At 63.9% G+C, this 15,956-nt stretch carries 18 protein-coding genes; 12 read left to right on the forward strand and 6 right to left on the reverse strand.

Features of this window, described 5'->3' with window-relative positions; genetic code table 11:
- Positions 1-144: 144 nt before the first annotated feature.
- Positions 145-549, reverse strand: a complete 405-nt coding sequence (locus A3AS_RS0135925; RefSeq protein ID WP_018322291.1) for a DUF4260 domain-containing protein — start codon at positions 547-549, stop codon at positions 145-147.
- 138 nt (positions 550-687) lie between these two features.
- Here A3AS_RS0135925 and A3AS_RS0135930 point away from each other — a divergent pair, with 138 nt between their 5' ends.
- The 4 genes from A3AS_RS0135930 to A3AS_RS0135945 all read left to right on the forward strand — a co-directional run bounded on the left by A3AS_RS0135930 (position 688) and on the right by A3AS_RS0135945 (position 3,544).
- Positions 688-2,220, forward strand: a complete 1,533-nt coding sequence (locus A3AS_RS0135930) for an acyl-CoA carboxylase subunit beta (protein WP_018322292.1) — start codon at positions 688-690, stop codon at positions 2,218-2,220.
- Between the two features lie 71 nt (positions 2,221-2,291).
- The gene (locus A3AS_RS48680) at positions 2,292-2,468 is read left to right on the forward strand and encodes a hypothetical protein (RefSeq protein ID WP_183234613.1); all 177 of its coding nucleotides are present in this window, start codon (positions 2,292-2,294) and stop codon (positions 2,466-2,468) included.
- Positions 2,465-3,136, forward strand: a complete 672-nt coding sequence (locus A3AS_RS0135940) for a Fic family protein (protein WP_018322294.1) — start codon at positions 2,465-2,467, stop codon at positions 3,134-3,136. Before A3AS_RS48680 ends, A3AS_RS0135940 begins: the two co-directional genes overlap by 4 nt.
- A gap of 60 nt (positions 3,137-3,196) precedes the next feature.
- Complete coding sequence (locus tag A3AS_RS0135945; protein WP_018322295.1) at positions 3,197-3,544, forward strand: hypothetical protein; 348 nt, start codon at positions 3,197-3,199, stop codon at positions 3,542-3,544.
- 97 nt (positions 3,545-3,641) lie between these two features.
- Here the strand turns inward: A3AS_RS0135945 and A3AS_RS0135950 are convergent, their stop codons facing one another.
- The gene (locus A3AS_RS0135950; RefSeq protein WP_018322296.1) at positions 3,642-4,292 is read right to left on the reverse strand and encodes a glutathione S-transferase family protein; all 651 of its coding nucleotides are present in this window, start codon (positions 4,290-4,292) and stop codon (positions 3,642-3,644) included.
- Positions 4,293-4,422: 130 nt separating this feature from the next.
- Here A3AS_RS0135950 and A3AS_RS0135955 point away from each other — a divergent pair, with 130 nt between their 5' ends.
- Positions 4,423-4,737 (forward strand): hypothetical protein, encoded by a 315-nt coding sequence (locus A3AS_RS0135955; protein ID WP_026202718.1) that lies wholly within the window; start codon positions 4,423-4,425, stop codon positions 4,735-4,737.
- 132 nt (positions 4,738-4,869) lie between these two features.
- A complete protein-coding gene (locus A3AS_RS0135960) occupies positions 4,870-5,145 on the forward strand; it encodes a twin-arginine translocation signal domain-containing protein (RefSeq protein WP_018322297.1) in 276 nt (91 codons plus the stop codon).
- Positions 5,146-5,321: 176 nt separating this feature from the next.
- On the opposite strand, the gene A3AS_RS0135965 is transcribed toward A3AS_RS0135960, so the two are convergent.
- Positions 5,322-5,570: a GCG_CRPN prefix-to-repeats domain-containing protein gene (locus tag A3AS_RS0135965; RefSeq protein ID WP_026202719.1), complete on the reverse strand. Its 249-nt coding sequence runs from the start codon at positions 5,568-5,570 to the stop codon at positions 5,322-5,324.
- A 331-nt stretch (positions 5,571-5,901) separates the two neighbouring features.
- A complete protein-coding gene (locus A3AS_RS0135970) occupies positions 5,902-6,600 on the reverse strand; it encodes a winged helix-turn-helix domain-containing protein (RefSeq protein ID WP_018322299.1) in 699 nt (232 codons plus the stop codon).
- A 213-nt stretch (positions 6,601-6,813) separates the two neighbouring features.
- Between A3AS_RS0135970 and A3AS_RS0135975 the strand changes: the two genes are divergently transcribed.
- The 3 genes from A3AS_RS0135975 to A3AS_RS0135985 all read left to right on the forward strand — a co-directional run bounded on the left by A3AS_RS0135975 (position 6,814) and on the right by A3AS_RS0135985 (position 8,378).
- Complete coding sequence (locus A3AS_RS0135975) at positions 6,814-7,122, forward strand: NIPSNAP family protein (RefSeq protein ID WP_018322300.1); 309 nt, start codon at positions 6,814-6,816, stop codon at positions 7,120-7,122.
- Between the two features lie 24 nt (positions 7,123-7,146).
- The gene (locus A3AS_RS0135980; protein WP_026202720.1) at positions 7,147-7,497 is read left to right on the forward strand and encodes an antibiotic biosynthesis monooxygenase; all 351 of its coding nucleotides are present in this window, start codon (positions 7,147-7,149) and stop codon (positions 7,495-7,497) included.
- A 71-nt stretch (positions 7,498-7,568) separates the two neighbouring features.
- Positions 7,569-8,378 carry an oxaloacetate decarboxylase gene (locus A3AS_RS0135985; RefSeq protein ID WP_018322302.1) on the forward strand — a complete coding sequence of 270 codons (810 nt, stop codon included), beginning with the start codon at positions 7,569-7,571 and terminating at the stop codon, positions 8,376-8,378.
- 77 nt (positions 8,379-8,455) lie between these two features.
- On the opposite strand, the gene A3AS_RS0135990 is transcribed toward A3AS_RS0135985, so the two are convergent.
- Positions 8,456-8,848, reverse strand: coding sequence for a hypothetical protein (locus tag A3AS_RS0135990; protein ID WP_018322303.1), 393 nt, complete (start codon positions 8,846-8,848; stop codon positions 8,456-8,458).
- A gap of 164 nt (positions 8,849-9,012) precedes the next feature.
- Between A3AS_RS0135990 and A3AS_RS0135995 the strand changes: the two genes are divergently transcribed.
- Positions 9,013-9,657, forward strand: a complete 645-nt coding sequence (locus A3AS_RS0135995) for a trimeric intracellular cation channel family protein (protein ID WP_018322304.1) — start codon at positions 9,013-9,015, stop codon at positions 9,655-9,657.
- Between the two features lie 39 nt (positions 9,658-9,696).
- On the opposite strand, the gene A3AS_RS0136000 is transcribed toward A3AS_RS0135995, so the two are convergent.
- The gene (locus A3AS_RS0136000; RefSeq protein ID WP_018322305.1) at positions 9,697-10,935 is read right to left on the reverse strand and encodes a cytochrome c; all 1,239 of its coding nucleotides are present in this window, start codon (positions 10,933-10,935) and stop codon (positions 9,697-9,699) included.
- A gap of 284 nt (positions 10,936-11,219) precedes the next feature.
- On the opposite strand from A3AS_RS0136000, the gene A3AS_RS0136005 reads away from it, so the two are divergent.
- Both A3AS_RS0136005 and A3AS_RS0136010 read left to right on the forward strand, forming a co-directional pair.
- Positions 11,220-14,711 carry an indolepyruvate ferredoxin oxidoreductase family protein gene (locus tag A3AS_RS0136005; RefSeq protein WP_018322306.1) on the forward strand — a complete coding sequence of 1,164 codons (3,492 nt, stop codon included), beginning with the start codon at positions 11,220-11,222 and terminating at the stop codon, positions 14,709-14,711.
- 230 nt (positions 14,712-14,941) lie between these two features.
- Positions 14,942-15,940: a hypothetical protein gene (locus tag A3AS_RS0136010; RefSeq protein WP_210163483.1), complete on the forward strand. Its 999-nt coding sequence runs from the start codon at positions 14,942-14,944 to the stop codon at positions 15,938-15,940.
- Positions 15,941-15,956 lie beyond the last annotated feature (16 nt).

Consider the following 15,956-nt stretch of genomic DNA (forward strand, 5'->3'; position numbering starts at 1 on the left):
GCTTGCGTGATGCTCGAGCCAAGGCGTAATGACCGCCGCCGTACCAACTGAGCTCACGCAACATTCGGCGCCTGATCGCGAGCGCGAAGCAAGCCTGAATCGGCAGGCCCGGTCAACCGGGCCGGGCGACCAAATTCGTGCGCGTCAGGCGTCTTTTTGCCGCCCGATCCGGCCCAGATGGGTGAAGCCGAACCCGGCGGAATATTTCAGGCCATAGCCGAGCGCCCGGTCGATGCCGATATGGGCGAGCCAGATCAAGGCGATGGACAAGGTGAGCGGCGAGCCGAGGCCGAAGCCCAGCGTCAGCAGCGACACCGGCGCCATGTAGCTGTGGGCGGCGTTGTAGATCAGCGCGCCGAATTTGGCGTCGGACAGGTATGCCAGGAAGCTGAGATCGGGGACGAAGAAGAGCAGGGCAAAGACCAGCCAGGAGCCGTCCCAGGCCCAGTAAAGCATCACCATCCCGATAAACAGGGTGAGGCCCTCCAGCCGCAGCAGGATGTTGACGCCGCCCGTCGCCGCACCAGTCTCGGCCATTCTCTCGTCCATGCTCGCCTCCCGGGCAAAGCTTTGTAATCTCTCACGCTTTTAGCCCGGACAGGGCAGCCCTGCGGCGCGGAAAGGCGCTTTCCGGTCCGCAAAATGCCGTGTTAGAACCCCGCATCACTTAAGAACTGGCGGGAGCAAATGAAACACATCCTGGACGCCCTTGAAGACCGTCGCGCCGGCGCAAAGCTCGGCGGCGGGGAGAAGCGCATCGAGGCGCAGCACGCCCGCGGCAAGCTGACCGCGCGTGAGCGTATCGAGCTGTTGCTCGACAAGGGATCGTTCGAGGAGTTCGACATGTTCGTCGAGCACCGCTCCACCGAGTTCGGCATGGAGAAGAACAAGGTGCCCGGCGACGGCGTCGTCACGGGGTGGGGCACCGTCAACGGCCGCAAGACGTTCGTGTTCGCCAAGGANTTNACGGTGTTNGGCGGCTCGCTNTCGGAAACGCANGCGCTGAAGATCACNAANCTCCAGGACATGGCGATGAAGGCGCGGGCGCCCATCATCGGCCTNTATGACGCGGGCGGCGCCCGCATCCAGGAGGGTGTCGCCGCGCTCGCCGGCTATTCCTACGTNTTCCGCCGCAACGTGCTNGCCTCCGGCGTGATCCCGCAGATCTCCGTCATCATGGGCCCCTGCGCCGGCGGCGACGTCTATTCGCCTGCNATGACCGACTTCATCTTCATGGTGAAGAACACCAGCTACATGTTCGTGACCGGTCCTGACGTCGTGAAGACCGTCACCAACGAGGTCGTCACCGCCGAAGAGCTNGGCGGCGCCTCGGTGCACGCGACGCGCTCCTCGATNGCNGACGGCGCCTTCGAGAACGACGTCGAGACGCTTCTGCAGATGCGCCGCCTGATCGACTTCCTGCCGTCCAACAACAGTGACGGCGTGCCGGAATGGCCGAGCTTCGACGACATCGGTCGCGTCGACATGTCCCTGGATACGCTGATCCCGGACAATCCGAACAAGCCTTACGACATGAAGGAGCTGATCCTGAAGGTCGTGGACGAGGGGGACTTCTTCGAGATCGCGGANANNTTCGCCAAGAACATCGTCACNGGCTTCGGCCGCATCGCNGGCCGNACCGTCGGCTTCGTCGCCAACCAGCCGATGGTGCTGGCCGGCGTGCTCGACAGCGACGCATCGCGGAAAGCCGCGCGCTTCGTCCGCTTCTGCGACGCCTTCAACATCCCGATCGTCACCTTCGTCGACGTGCCGGGCTTCCTGCCCGGCACCGCGCAGGAATATGGCGGCCTGATCAAGCACGGCGCAAAGCTGCTGTTCGCCTATTCGCAGTGCACCGTGCCGCTGGTCACCATCATCACCCGCAAGGCCTATGGCGGCGCCTTCGACGTCATGGCCTCCAAGGAGATCGGCGCTGACATGAACTACGCCTGGCCGACCGCCCAGATCGCGGTGATGGGCGCCAAGGGCGCGGTCGAGATCATCTTCCGCAGCGACATCGGCGACCCCGACAAGATCGCCGCCCGCACCAAGGAATACGAAGACCGCTTCCTGTCGCCCTTCATCGCGGCGGAGCGCGGCTATATCGACGACGTCATCATGCCGCACTCGACGCGGAAGCGGATCGCCCGCGCGCTGGCGATGCTGAAGGACAAGAAGGTGGAAGCGCCGGCGAAGAAGCACGACAATTTGCCGTTGTGAGATGAACTTACCGGGGGCACTACGTATAAAATCGCATGGTGCCCCTGAATGGACTCGTCTATATTGGTGTCATGACCGACGCACTCAAGAAGCTGATCGAAGCTGCCAAGACGGCTAATCCATCCCCGGAACATCGGGAGGAGCAGCGGCGGAGCTTCGTGTATGGCAATACCCATTTCGAAAATTCGCTCATCACGCGCGAAATGGTGGATCGTGAGGCCGAAAAGCTGGCCAAGGATAAAAAATGACAAGCGAAGAGCGTGAACGGCGCGATAGCCGTGCGCTCGAACCTGAGTTGATTACCGATCCTCAGGAAAAGGCTGCGGCCGAAGCTCGGAACGGGTTCCGTCAGTACGACGCAGCAATTGGCGTGATACAGACGGCTCTTGAGCGAGGCTCATTCAAGCTCCGTCCGTCACTCATCCTCGGTTTGCAGCGAGAAGCTTTAGCAGGCATCAGCTCTTACGCTGGCAACTATCGCCCCGGCGGCGTTGCCATCGAGGGAAGCAAGCATGAGCCCGTTGGTGCACATCTGGTCCCCGAACTCGTTGAGGACATGTGCGACTACGTCAATGATCGGTGGGAGGCTAGCACGCCGATCCATCTCGGCGCCTATCTCATGTGGCGGCTGAATTGGATTCATCCGTTCGCGGACGGGAATGGTCGTACCTCCCGGATTGTCTCGTATGTCGTCCTTTCAATTCGTGCTGGTGCGCTTCTGCCGGGCACACCGACGATACCGGATCAAATTGTCGACAACCGAAAGCCCTATTTCGACGCGTTGGATGCGGCCGATTTAGCCTTTCGCGATGGAGACCGGATCGACGTCTCGCAGATGGAAGATTTATTGGCCTCACTGTTAGCGAACCAACTTGCGGAATTCTACAAGTCGGTTGGAGGCAAGCTGCCTGGCTGAACGAGAGCCTTCGTTGCTAGGTTCTATTTGCAATCGAGTCACCTTAAAATTTCGAATCCAATGACCAAAGACGATCCGACGGACGAAATCTCCGACATCGAGGATCGCATCGAGCGGCTTGCCGAGATCGCCGAGCGGTGCCGGAAGTACATCCTGGCGTCCAAGATCGCGATCGGTGGCGGGGCCGCGCTGTTGCTGATCACGATCCTCGGTGTGTTCGGCTTCGGTCAGACCGCAGCCCTCGGATCGATCGCGTTGGTGCTGGGCGGGATCGTGTCGCTGGGCTCGAACGTCAGCACGTTGCGGCAGACGGACGACGCCATTAGTGCTGCGGAGGCACGCCGGGCGGCGTTGATCGGCAGCATCGACCTGCGCGTGGTCGCCGACGCGCCGCTGAAGCTGGTGTGAGGTGTAGGGCGGATTAGCGACAGCGTAATCCGCCAATGTCTTTATCGCCGGATGCAGGCGTTGGCGGATTACGGCTTCGCCTAATCCGCCCTACGAACTACGCGCGTGCCTTATCCGCCGCAGCGAAATGCGCCATCTGGTCGGCATGGGCCTTGATGAAGGCCGGGCGGGCCGTGGCGCGCGCGACGTAGGCGCGGCAGGCAGGACTGTCCGCCAGGCCACCAAAACCATCGACGACGCGCAGCACGTCCGACATCAGGATGTCGGCGACGGAGAAGGAGCCGGCCAGCCATTCGCGGCCGGCCAGCACCGGCTCGAGATGCTTCAGCCGCAGCTTGAGGAAGTCGTCGACGAATTTCCACGCCGCCGTGTCGGTCGGATGGCCCATGAACTTCGACATTACCCAGGGCAGGCTGGCCATCTCCACCGAATTGAGCGCCGCGAACACCCATTCCGTCGCTTCAGTGCGGCCGCGCGGATCTGATGGCATCAGTTTCTCGCTGAGCCCGCCGAGATGCAGCAGGATCGCGCCGGTCTCGAAGATCGAGAGGTCGCCGTCGGTCAGCCAGGGCACCTGGCCGAAAGGCTGATGCGCGAAATGTGCGGCGCCGCGATCGTCGAATGGGGCGCTTGCGACGCGATAGGGCAGCGCGGCCTCTTCGAGCGCCCAGCGCACGCGAAGGTCGCGCACGAATCCTCGCGGCGGTTCGGGAACCCAATTGAAGGTGGTCAGGGTGAGGTCGGCCATTTGCTGTCTCCGTGTCCTGGTTCGAAACAAAGGACGAGCGAAGGGCGTCCGTTCCGACACCCGCGCCAACTCTTTTTGTCGGCGGCGGCTTATCCGGCTAGGTTCGCGCCAAACAACAGGAGGAAACCCGATGCCCGCTGCCTTCTTCGTCGTTCGCGCCATCGTCACCGATCCCGGCAAGCGCGCCGCTTTTGACCGATGGTACGAGAGGGAACATGTGCCCGACGCGGTGAAGGCATTCGGCGTGAGCAAAGCCTGGCGATTCTGGAGCCTGGACGATCCCTCGCTGCATCAGGCGATGTATCAGTTCGATGACGAGGCCAAGCTCGCGGCGATGCTGAAGGGCGATGCGCTCAACCAGCTCGTCGCCGATTTCAACCGCGACTGGCCCGATGTCAGGCGTTCGCGCGAGACGCTGGTGCTGGCGCAGGAGTTTGCGAAGTAGCGAGGTCCATCCAGGCTACGAATTCTCCACCTCACTTCATTTCTGAATCTGAACACAGGATTCAGCCTTGGTTCATGTCGTGACCGCGACACTCCCTCTGCATCACTTGCTCGATAGCCTAGAGGACATGTCATGGAGCGCCGGAACTTTTTGAAACTTGCATTGGGAGTGACGGCGGGCGCCGCCGCCTTCGCCGCGACCGCGCAGGCCGCGCCGTTGTCGCCGCAGCCGGTCGGCGATCCCGCGCGCATGCCGCAAGGCAACCCCGACGCTCATCCTGCCGTCACCACCGGCGAGGAAGCCGCCAAGCTGACGCCGGAACAGGTTCACTGGCATGGCCGCCACCGGGGCTGGGGTCACCGTCATTGGGGCTGGCGTCGCCGGCGCTGGCACCGCCGCCACTGGTGAGCCGCGGCAAGCCGCGAATTGGACGGGGACGCAGCCGCGGTCCCCGTTTCGATTCCAGGCCGCTCAAACTCCACGGCGGACGATTAGTCGGCGGCAAGCCTGAAAACGAACAAGCCTGAAAACGAAAATGGCCGCGCAGGCTGAACCTGCGCGGCCATCTTTGCGATGCAAAGAGATCAGAACGGGCGGCAGCGGCCGGCGTACCAGCGGAAGCCATAGGGGCACACACGCGCGCGCGGCACGACGACGACTGGCGGAGCGACCACCACCGGGGCGGGGCGCACGACGACCGCGCCGCGCATCGGGCGGCAGCCGCCGTAGGCGCCACGATACCAACCCGGGCCGCAACCCTGCGCGGCGCTGGCGGCCTCGCTGAAACCGACAACCGCGCTGGCGAGCATGGCGGCGGCGAACAGGTATTTCATGTGATCTTCCTTCTCGTCCTTGGGGCAAGTCTTTGGGGGCAAGTCTTTGGAGGCAACTCTCGGGAGGCAGGTCTTTGGAGCAAGTCTTCGGGAGCTTGGCGCTTGCGGCGCACAATGAATCAAAAGACACGATTCGACATGTTAATTTTGCAACATGCCGGCACGGCGCGATCCAAACCTGCCAATCATGACCTGAATGCGGCATGAACGCTCCCGGCATGCGGCTTGGCGCGACAGACACTGGCGTCGGCGGCCGGCCCGGCAGCAATCCTCCACGACGCCGGGGCCGGGAGCATTTGAGGCGCGCACTTCCGGTGTGGCGGCGCGCGGGTCAGTCCTTCCCGTCGCCGAACAGCGCGGCAAACTGCTTCTCGCCGGTGCGGGTGAAGTTGACGACACGACTGCCGGGCGTGGAATCGCGCGCCGCCCATTTCAGCTCGGCGAAGCGCTGCATCATGGCGGCCCCCAGCGTGCCGGCGAGATGATGGCGCCGTTCGCTCCAGTCGAGGCAGGCTTTGCACACCGGGCGACGTGGATGGGTGAGCATGCCGGGCGAGATCTGCAGATGCCTGGCGAGAAAGCGTTCGCCCTCGGCCGTCAGCTCGATGTCCTGCTTCTTCTGCTTGACCAGATTCCGTTCGCGCAGGGAATCGAGCATCTGCACGCCGAGATCGCCGGCGAGGTGGTCGTAGCAGATCCGCGCGCGCCGCAAGGCGGGATCCTTCGGCCCGGTGCGCACGCGCATGTGGCCGGTGCGCGCGGCAAGGCCTGCAAGGCCCTCGAGCACGCTGGCGACGTCGTCGTCGGTGAGGCGATAGTAGCGGTGGCGGCCCTGCTTCTCCGGCTCGACCAGCCCGCCGGCCTCGAGCTTGGCCAGATGCGAGCTCGCAGTCTGCGGCGTGATGCCGGCCTCCTGCGCCAGCTCGCTCGCCGTGAGCGCGCGGCCGTTCATCAGCGCGGTGAGCATGTTGGCGCGCGCGGGATCGCCGACCAGCGAAGCGACCAGGGCGATGTCGGGTCCTGATTTCATGCTTCGATGGTAGCCGAAGCATTGTGGTCGGGCAAGGGCGTAGCGTGTTGCTGCAAACACGTCATTGCGAGGAGCCGAAGCCGTAGGGTGGGCAAAGCGTAAGCGTGCCCACGTTCTGTTGCTATTACGAAGAAATGGTGGGCATGGCGCTGACGCGCCTTTGCCCACCCTACGAGACCGCGCTCGCAGTGACGGAAGAAAACAGGAGCCATCATGTCCGTCACCGTCTTCATCCGCTACCAGATCGACCCGTTCAAGCGCGCGCAGTTCGAGGAATATTCGAAGCGCTGGCTCACCATCATCCCGAAATGCGGCGGTGACCTGATCGGCTATTTCATGCCGCATGAGGGCACCAACAACATCGCCTTCGGGCTGATCAGCTTCGAGAGTCTGGCCGCATACGAGGCCTATCGCGCGCGGCTGCGGCAGGATGCGGAGGGCATGGCGAATTTCCATTTCGCCGAGGAACACAAATTCATCCTCGCTGAAGAGCGCACGTTCCTGCGCAAGGTGGTATTGTAGGCCCGATAGCAGCAGGAGATGCCCATGATCGCCGTGATCTTCGAGGTCTGGCCGAAGCCGGAACACCGCCAGGATTATTTCGACCTCGCAGCCGATCTGAAGCCGATCCTGCAAACCATCGACGGCTTCATCTCGGTCGAGCGCTTCGAGAGCCTGACCGAGAAGGGCAAGATCCTGTCGGTGTCGTTCTGGCGCGACGAGGCGGCAGTGCAGGCCTGGCGCAACACGATGGAGCACCGCCGCACCCAGGCGAAGGGCAGGGCGCAGATCTTTGCCGATTATCATTTGCGCATCGCCAGCGTGGTCAGAGACTACGGCATGAATGATCGCGAGCAGGCGCCGAAGGACAGCCGGGCGGTGCACGACGCGCACTAGCGCTGCCGGGCGCGCACTGGCGCTGCCGTGTTAGCGCGCCTATGTCTGCGCGGCCAACAAGGGAGAGAAACATGCACGTCACGACCGCGGACAAGCGCGCGACCTTCAAGAAGATGCACGAAAGCGGCTGCTTCATCCTGCCCAATCCGGTCGATATCGGCAGCGCCAAGGCGTTGCAGCATCTCGGTTTCAAGGCGATTGCGTCGTCGAGCGCGGGCTTTGCCTGGACCATCGGCAAGGCCGATAACCACGTCAGCGTCGAGGATGTCTGTCAGCATCTGGCAGCATTGAGCTCGGCCGTCGACATCCCCGTCAACGCCGATTTCGAGGGCGGCTTCGCGGTCGAGCCTGAGAGGGTCGCGGACAATGTCGAGCGCTGCGTGCGCACCGGCGTTGCCGGCCTGTCGATCGAGGATTCCACCGGCGACAAGGACAGGCCGCTCTACGATCGCGCACTCGCGGTCGAGCGCATCAAGGCCTCGCGCAAGGCGATCGGCGACAGCGGCACGCTGCTGGTCGGCCGCTGCGAAGCGTATTTGTGGGGCGTGACCGACTTGAAGCTGGTCATCGACCGGCTCACCGCTTACGCCGATGCCGGCGCCGACTGCCTTTATGCGCCGGGTCTGAAGACCCGCGAGGACATCAGCGCCGTGGGGAAGGCGGTGCATCCCAAACCGTTCAATCTTCTGATCGGTGCCTCCGGCCTGTCATTGCAAGAGGCCGCCGATCTCGGCGTCCGCCGGATCAGCGTCGGCGGCTCGCTCGCCCGCGCCGCCTGGGGCGGCTTCATGCGTGCGGCAAAGGAGATGGCGGAGAAGGGTACGTTCACCGAGCTCGGCAGCGGTTATCCCGGCGGCGAGCTGAACAAGATGTTCAGCTAGAGGCGACGATCAGCCCAGGAAACGAAAAGCGGCGGGACTTTTTGAGTCCCGCCGCTTTCACGCGCTATTGCTAAGTGTTACTTCGCGCCGTCAGACGGCTTCTGCGTATCCGGGGCCGGCTTGCTCGGCGCCGCACCCGTGGTCACGCCCGGCTCGGCGTTGTTGCGCGGTGGCGTCACGTCGCGCATGCCGGGAGGCGCGGCGGGATTGGTGGGCTGCGTCTGTGCCGTCTGCGAGGCCGGGGCGTTACTGGCCTGGTTGCTAGTGGTGGTATTGTTCAGGCCGTAGAACACGGCACCCAGCACCAGCGCAATCGCAACGGCGAACAGCGCAACCTTGCCGCTGGAAGCGGGGCCTTCGCCAAGCTCGGGATCGGCCTGAAGGTCGGCATCCCGGCGCGCCGCGCGAAGATACTCATCGTCGGCGAGGTTCGGGCGGTACGGATCGTTGGGAAAACGGTCGTCAGCCATCGATTCAATCTCCTCGTTGATTGCGCCGTGACAACCCGGGGATGCGAGATTCTGTTCCGCCCGTTTTATGCTTTCGTCGGATGTTGCCCTCCCGGCGGGAATCGGGAACCTGTCTGGCTGGGAACTGGACGCGGTTCCATGGCCGCGACGAAGGGAACAAGCCGATGTGGAGCCTGCCGCCGACGGATAGCGTGCTGCATCTTCTGGGACTCGTCGCCATCACGGCAGAGGGCATGACGGCGGCACTGGCCGCCGGCCGGCGCAGCATGGACTATGTCGGCGTTTGTCTTCTCGCCTGCGTGACCGCGCTCGGCGGCGGCACGCTGCGCGACCTGTTTCTCGGTCACTACCCGCTGGTGTGGGTGGCGAGCCCGATCTACCTCGCGCTGCCGGGTGGCGCGGCGCTGCTCACGATCCTGATCGCGCGGCTGGTGCATCGGCTGCACCTCGCGTTCATCGTGCTCGATGCCATCGGCCTCGTCGTCTTCACCATGATCGGCTGCAATGTCGGCTGGCAGATGGATGCCTCGCTGCCGATCGTGATCGTGTCGGGCATGGTGACGGGCTGCGCCGGCGGCGTGTTGCGCGACGTGCTCTGCAACGACGTGCCGCTGCTGTTCCGATCCGAACTCTACGCCAGCGTCTCGGTCGTGACGGGACTGTTCTACGCCACCGCCTTCGGCCTCAACCTCAATGCCGAGCTCTGGACCATCCTGACCTTCGTGCTCGGTCTCAGCTTCCGCCTGCTCGCGGTGCGCTACAAATGGGAGATGCCGAAATTCGTGTTCACCGGGGATGAGGAGAGGTGAGCGCCGCGCGCGCGAATGGCGAATAGCGGATAGATCTGGCTATTCGCTACTCCCCATTCGCCCCTGCTTCCTGGCCTTCGCCACCTGCGCCGGCGTCACCAGGGGGGCCGCATTGCCCCAGGCGTTGCGGACGTAGTTCGTCACCGCAGCGATCTCCTCATTGGACAGCCTGTCATAGGGCGGCATCTCGCCGGTGTTGGGCGCGCGCGGGGTGGTCACGGTGTGGGCGCCGTCGAGGATGATGCGCAAGGTGGAGGATGGATTGATCGATTGCAGCAGCGCATTGCCGGGCAGCGGCGGATAGATCCGCGGCGCTCCCGTGCCGTCGGCTTCATGGCATGCGATGCAGAGCTTGGCGTAGACCGCCTGGCCCGCCTTCATCTCGGCATCACCGGGCGGCGTCACGATGGTCTCGCGCCGCGACGGCGGCAGGCTCTTCAGGTACACCGCGATCGCGCGCACATCGGCATCGCTCATCTTCGAGGTCGAGTCGACGACCACCTCCGCCATCAGCCCGCCGGCATGGCTCCTGGCATTGCGCCCGCTCTGCAGATATTCGGCGATGTCCGCCTCGCTCCACGACTTCAGGCCCGTGCGGGAGGCGCCGTCGAGCCTTGGCGCGTACCAGCCGCCGACCTCGTTGCCCGAGAGCGCCTGCGCCGGTTTGTCCGCGCCAAAATAGTTCTTCGGCGTGTGGCAGGCCCCGCAATGACCGAGCCCGGTGACGAGATAGCCACCTCTGTTCCAGGCCGCGCTCTGGCCCTGGTCCGGCTCGAACAGGCCGGGCTTGAAATACATCGCGTTCCAGATCCGCATCAGGCCGCGATAACCGAACGGCCAGCGCAGCTCCGGCGGCTTGTTGCGGCTGACGACGGGCGCAAGCGTGCCGAGATAGGCGCGGATCGCCAGCGTGTCGTCCTTCGTCATCTTCGTGAAGTAGGGATAAGGGAACGCCGGATAGTAGTTCGAGCCGTCGGGCGCGACGCCGGTGCGCAATGCGCGGGTGAAATCGGCATCCGGCCAGGCGCCGATCCCGGTGTCGCGGTCCGGGGTCAGGTTCGGCGCATAGATCGCGCCGAACGGCGTGTCGATGCGCTTGCCGCCCGCGAACGGTTTTGCCGGATCGGCGGTGTGGCAGCCCGCGCAGTCGCCGGCCTCGACCAGCGTCTTGCCGTAGGCGATCAGCTCCGGCGACGGCTCGGCGGCGCGGGCTGCGCTTGCAACCGCACTGCACAACGCCAAGCCGACAACAGCCGCGCCAGCCAGAATCGTCCGCATCGAAAGTCTCTCCTGCGACCAATCGCCCGCATCTGGCACGACAGGGGCATCAGTTCATTTCGTCACAGTGGGGGTATGGTGACACAAATTGAAAATGCCCAACGTGTTTCAGGCCACGAAATTGCGATTTTTACCCAGGGCTCCCTTTGGTCCAGATTTGTGATGCGGATCGTGAAATATCCGACATAGAGTGGCGAGATTGGTCGGCGCGCCCTAGCTAAAAACAACGGGAAGGCAACGGCTTAAGTCGGAAAGACCTGAAACAGGGCGATAAAGAGGACAGCATGGGAATCAACCAGGGTCCGATCAGTCTCGATCAAAAATACACCCAGGAAACCGGACACGTCTTCACCACGGGCATCCAGGCCCTGGTCCGCCTGCCCATGGCCCAGATCCGGCGTGACCGCGCCAGCGGCCTCAACACCGCGGGCTTCATCTCCGGCTATCGCGGCTCGCCGCTCGGCGGCTACGACCAGCAGCTCTTTGCCGCCCGCAAGCATCTCGAACAGTACAACATCAAGTTCCAGCCCGGCGTGAACGAGGATCTGGCGGCCACGGCCGTCTGGGGCTCGCAGCAGCTTAACCTCTCGCCCGGCGCGAAATATGACGGGGTGGTCGGCATCTGGTACGGCAAGGGGCCCGGCGTCGATCGCTGCGGCGACGTGTTCCGCCACGGCAATGCCGCAGGCTCGGCCAAGAACGGCGGCGTGCTGTGTCTCGCCGGCGACGACCACGGCGCAAAATCCTCGACGGTCCCGCATCAGTCCGACCATGCCTTCATGTCGGCCTTGATGCCGTATCTCTATCCCTCGAGCATCCACGAGATGATCGAGATGGGCCTGCTCGGGATCGCGATGTCGCGCTATTCCGGCTGCTGGGTCGGCATGAAGGTGATCACGGAGACGGTGGAGACCACCGCCGAGATCGACCTCACCGACGAGATGAAGCCGTTCATCATCCCCACCGATTTCGAGATGCCGCAAGGCGGACTCAATCTGCGCTGGCCCGACGATCGCTTCGAGCAGGATCGGCGCCTGCAGGACTACAAGGGCTTTGCCGCGATCGCCTTTGCGCGCGCCAACAAGGTCAACCGCGTCACCATGGATTCGCCGAACGCCCGCTTCGGCATCATGGCGTCAGGCAAAAGCTATGAGGACGTCCGTCAGGCGCTGCGCGAGCTCGGCGTCACCGAAGAGGTCGCTGCCAAGATCGGCCTTCGCCTCTACAAGATCGGCATGCCGTGGCCGCTGGAGCCGGAAGGCGTGCATGAATTCGCCGTCGGCCTGGAGGAGATCTTCATCGTCGAGGAGCGCCGCGAGATCGTCGAGAACCAGGTCAAGCAGGTATTGTTCAACTGGCGCGACGACGTGCGCCCGCGCATCGTCGGCAAGATGGACGAGCACGACAAGCGCTTCTTGACCTTCGCCGCCGAGCTCAGCGTCGCCTCGCTTGCGACCTCGCTTACCGAGCGACTGCTTCGACTTAATCTCAACCCCGAGATTGCTTCGATGCTCCGCGCCAAGGCCGACTGGTTCAACGGCCGTCAGGCCACCCAGATGCAAGCGGTCGCCCCTGTCTCCCGCACTCCGTATTTCTGCTCCGGCTGTCCCCACAACACCTCGACGAAGGTCCCCGAAGGCAGCCGCGCGCTCGCCGGCATCGGCTGCCACTTCATGGCGCTGTGGATGGACCGCTCGACCGAGACCTTTACGCATATGGGCGGCGAGGGCGTGCCGTGGGTCGGCATCGCACCCTTCACCAACGAGAACCACATTTTCGCCAATCTCGGCGACGGCACCTATTTCCACTCGGGCCTTCTCGCCATCCGCCAGGCGGTAGCATCCAAGACCAACATCACCTACAAGATCCTCTACAACGACGCGGTGGCCATGACCGGCGGCCAGCGCCATGACGGCGATCTCTCGCCGCAGCAGATCACCCATCAGCTCCACGCCGAAGGCATCCGCGAGATCTATCTTGTCTCGGAGGCGCCCGATGCCTATCCGGCCGGCACCATCGCGCCGGGCGTGAAGCTCTATCATCGCGACGAGCTGCAGAACGTCATGAAGATGTGCCGGGAACACAAGGGCACATCGGCGATCGTGTTCGTGCAGACCTGCGCCGCCGAAAAACGCCGCCGCCGCAAGCGCGGCCTGATGGAAGATCCGGCGCGCCGCGTCATGATCAACCCCGCGGTCTGCGAAGGCTGCGGCGATTGCTCGGTGCAGTCGAATTGTATCTCGGTTGAGCCGCTGGAGACCGAGTTCGGTCGCAAGCGCGCCATCAACCAGTCGTCCTGCAACAAGGATTATTCCTGCCTCAAGGGCTTTTGCCCGTCCTTCGTCACCGTGGACAGCGGCAAGCCGCGCCACCGTGCGCCGGCCGAGCTTGCCGATATCGGCGCGCTGCCCGAGCCGGCCTCGCGCCCGACGCTCGACAAGCCCTATAACATCGCGGTCGGCGGCGTCGGCGGCACCGGCGTGCTCACTATCGGCGCGCTGCTCGGCATGGCCGCCCATATCGAGGGCAAGGCCTCGATGATCCTCGACATGTCCGGCCTTGCACAGAAGGGCGGGGCGGTGCTCAGCCATGTCCGCCTGTCGGATCACCCCGCGGAAGTGACCTGCTCGCGCATCGTCACCGGCACGGCCGATCTCGTGCTCGCCGCCGATGAGGTGGTCGCGGTTGCCAAGGACACGATCTCGCTCTGCGACTCCACGCGGACGCGCGGCATCATCAACAGCCACGTCATTCCTACCGCCGATTTCGTCCTTAACCGCGACTTCAACTTCCAGACCCGCAAGCTGAACGGGCTCTTGGAGACCGCGCTGCACAAGGACTCGGTGTTCTTCAATTTCACCAAGCCGGCCGAGCAGCTGCTCGGCGACAGCATCGCCACCAACATGATGATGATGGGCTACGCCTATCAGAAGGGCTTGTTCCCGCTGTCGGCGGAGTCGATCGAACAGGCGATCGAGGTCAATGGCGTCTCGATCAAGATGAACAAGGAGGCCTTCCGCCTCGGCCGGCTCGCGGTCGCCGATCCCGCACGTCTTGCCAACATGCTGAAGGGTACGGACCAGGTGGCTGCGCCCAAGACGCTGGACGCCATGAGCCTCGACGAGGTCATCGAGCACCGCGCCAAGCACCTCGCTGCCTATCAGAACAGCCGTCTCGCCAAGCGCTACCGCAAGCTGATCGACCAGGTGCGCGATGCCGCAGTGAAGGGTGGCTATGGCGATGCGCTGCCGCGCGCGGTTGCGGTGAACTACGCCAAGCTCTTGGCCTACAAGGACGAATACGAAGTCGCGCGCCTCTACACCGACGGGGCCTTCGCCCAGCAGCTCCGCGATCAATTCGAGGGCGACTTCAAATTCAGCTTCAACCTGGCGCCGCCGATCCTCGGCGGTGGCCTCGACGCGCTGGGACGCCCGAAGAAGCGCGCCTTCGGCCCCTGGATGCTGAACGTCTTCGGCGTGCTGGCGAAACTCAAATTCCTGCGCGGCACGCCGCTCGACATCTTCGGCCGCAGCGCCGACCGCAAGCTCGAACGCGACCTGATCGCCGGCTACGAGAAGGACGTCGCCACCGTGCTCGGCCTGTTGTCGCCGGTGACGATCGACACCGCGGTGGAACTGCTGTCGCTGCCCGACCGCATCCGCGGCTACGGCCCGGTGAAGGAGAAAGCGGTCGCGGACGCCAAGGCCCGCTACGCCCAACTCGCCGCGGACTTGGCCAACCCGCCGCCCGCGCCAAGGCAGATCGCGGCGGAGTAGGCCGGTCTCGTAGGGCGGATTAGCGACGCGTAATCCGCCACATCCGTTGCCGTGGGGATCAATAGGGCGGATTACGCCTTCGGCTAATCCGCCCTACGCCAACGGACGGCAATTCATCCGTTTGACAAGAGTTGTGGCGCCGCGATATCAGCAACTTGCGATAGTGAGGCGCGCCGGGCGATGCGGCCCTGCGCTATGCGGGGCGATGATCGATGTCATTGCGCACTGTGTTGATTCTGTTTCTGGCCGTCGGTGTTTTGGCGGCGTTGGGGATGTTCTGGAATCAGCATGCCATCGAACGCGTCATGCGCGATGGCTATGGCACCACCGGAAAGATCATTTCGGCCAAAGTCGTCTCGCCGCGGTTTCCGTTCGTGTTTGACGGCGGCTGGCCGCGCTATGTCGACGAAAATCTGTCGATCGGATTGCAGTGGACCGGCAGGGATGGCGTCCAGCGCGAGCGCACGGGCATTGCGGTCAGTGCTGCCTATGCGGCGCGGATCATGGTTGGCAACCAGCTCAAGCTCCTGACGATTCCCATTCAGGCTGTTGACGACGATGCATCGCTTCCGGTCATTGTCGAGGATCTCGACGACCATCTGAACCATATCCGGTCCACGTCCAGGTTCATGGCGGCGGGAGCAGGCGTTTGCGCCGTGCTCCTGATGCTCGTGATCGGATGGCAGACATGGTCGGCGCGTCGAGGCGGGCCGAGGAGTGCGACGATCGCCGCCGGAGCAAGGCGTCCCTTTCCTTTCATCCTCGGGACCCTGACTGCTGTGATGCTTCCATTCGGCGGCTACATGCTGGTGGACTCCTACATTGAGCAAAGCACGTTGAATGAGATCCTTGCCCATGGCGATGACGCCACCGCCGATGTGACCCGCGCCTACGGTGAGGTGAACAAGGCAGGTGAGGCCCCGAGCTATCTCGTGACGCTGGCGTGGACCGACAAGAGCGGACGACAGCAGGCCTACGGACCGACCCATATCAGCCCGGCGTTCTGGCGGCAGATCACGCGCAACGGCGTCCAGACCGTCAGACAGATCAGGATCCGCTATCTCACGGGCAGACCTGATGCGCGGCCCCTGATCGTCGACGACGCGGCCGAGCGCCAACACCAGGACAGTTTTGGCGTGAAGGGAGGCGCTGTTTTTCTCGTCCTCGGCCTGATGTTCGCCGGGCTGACCGCGTTCCGTTATCGCGCGCGCCCGAGCACCGCCTCGTAGCGAAGAGTCTGTCTTT

Origin of the sequence: Bradyrhizobium sp. WSM2793 (assembly GCF_000379585.1) — a bacterium.
GTDB lineage: Bacteria > Pseudomonadota > Alphaproteobacteria > Rhizobiales > Xanthobacteraceae > Bradyrhizobium.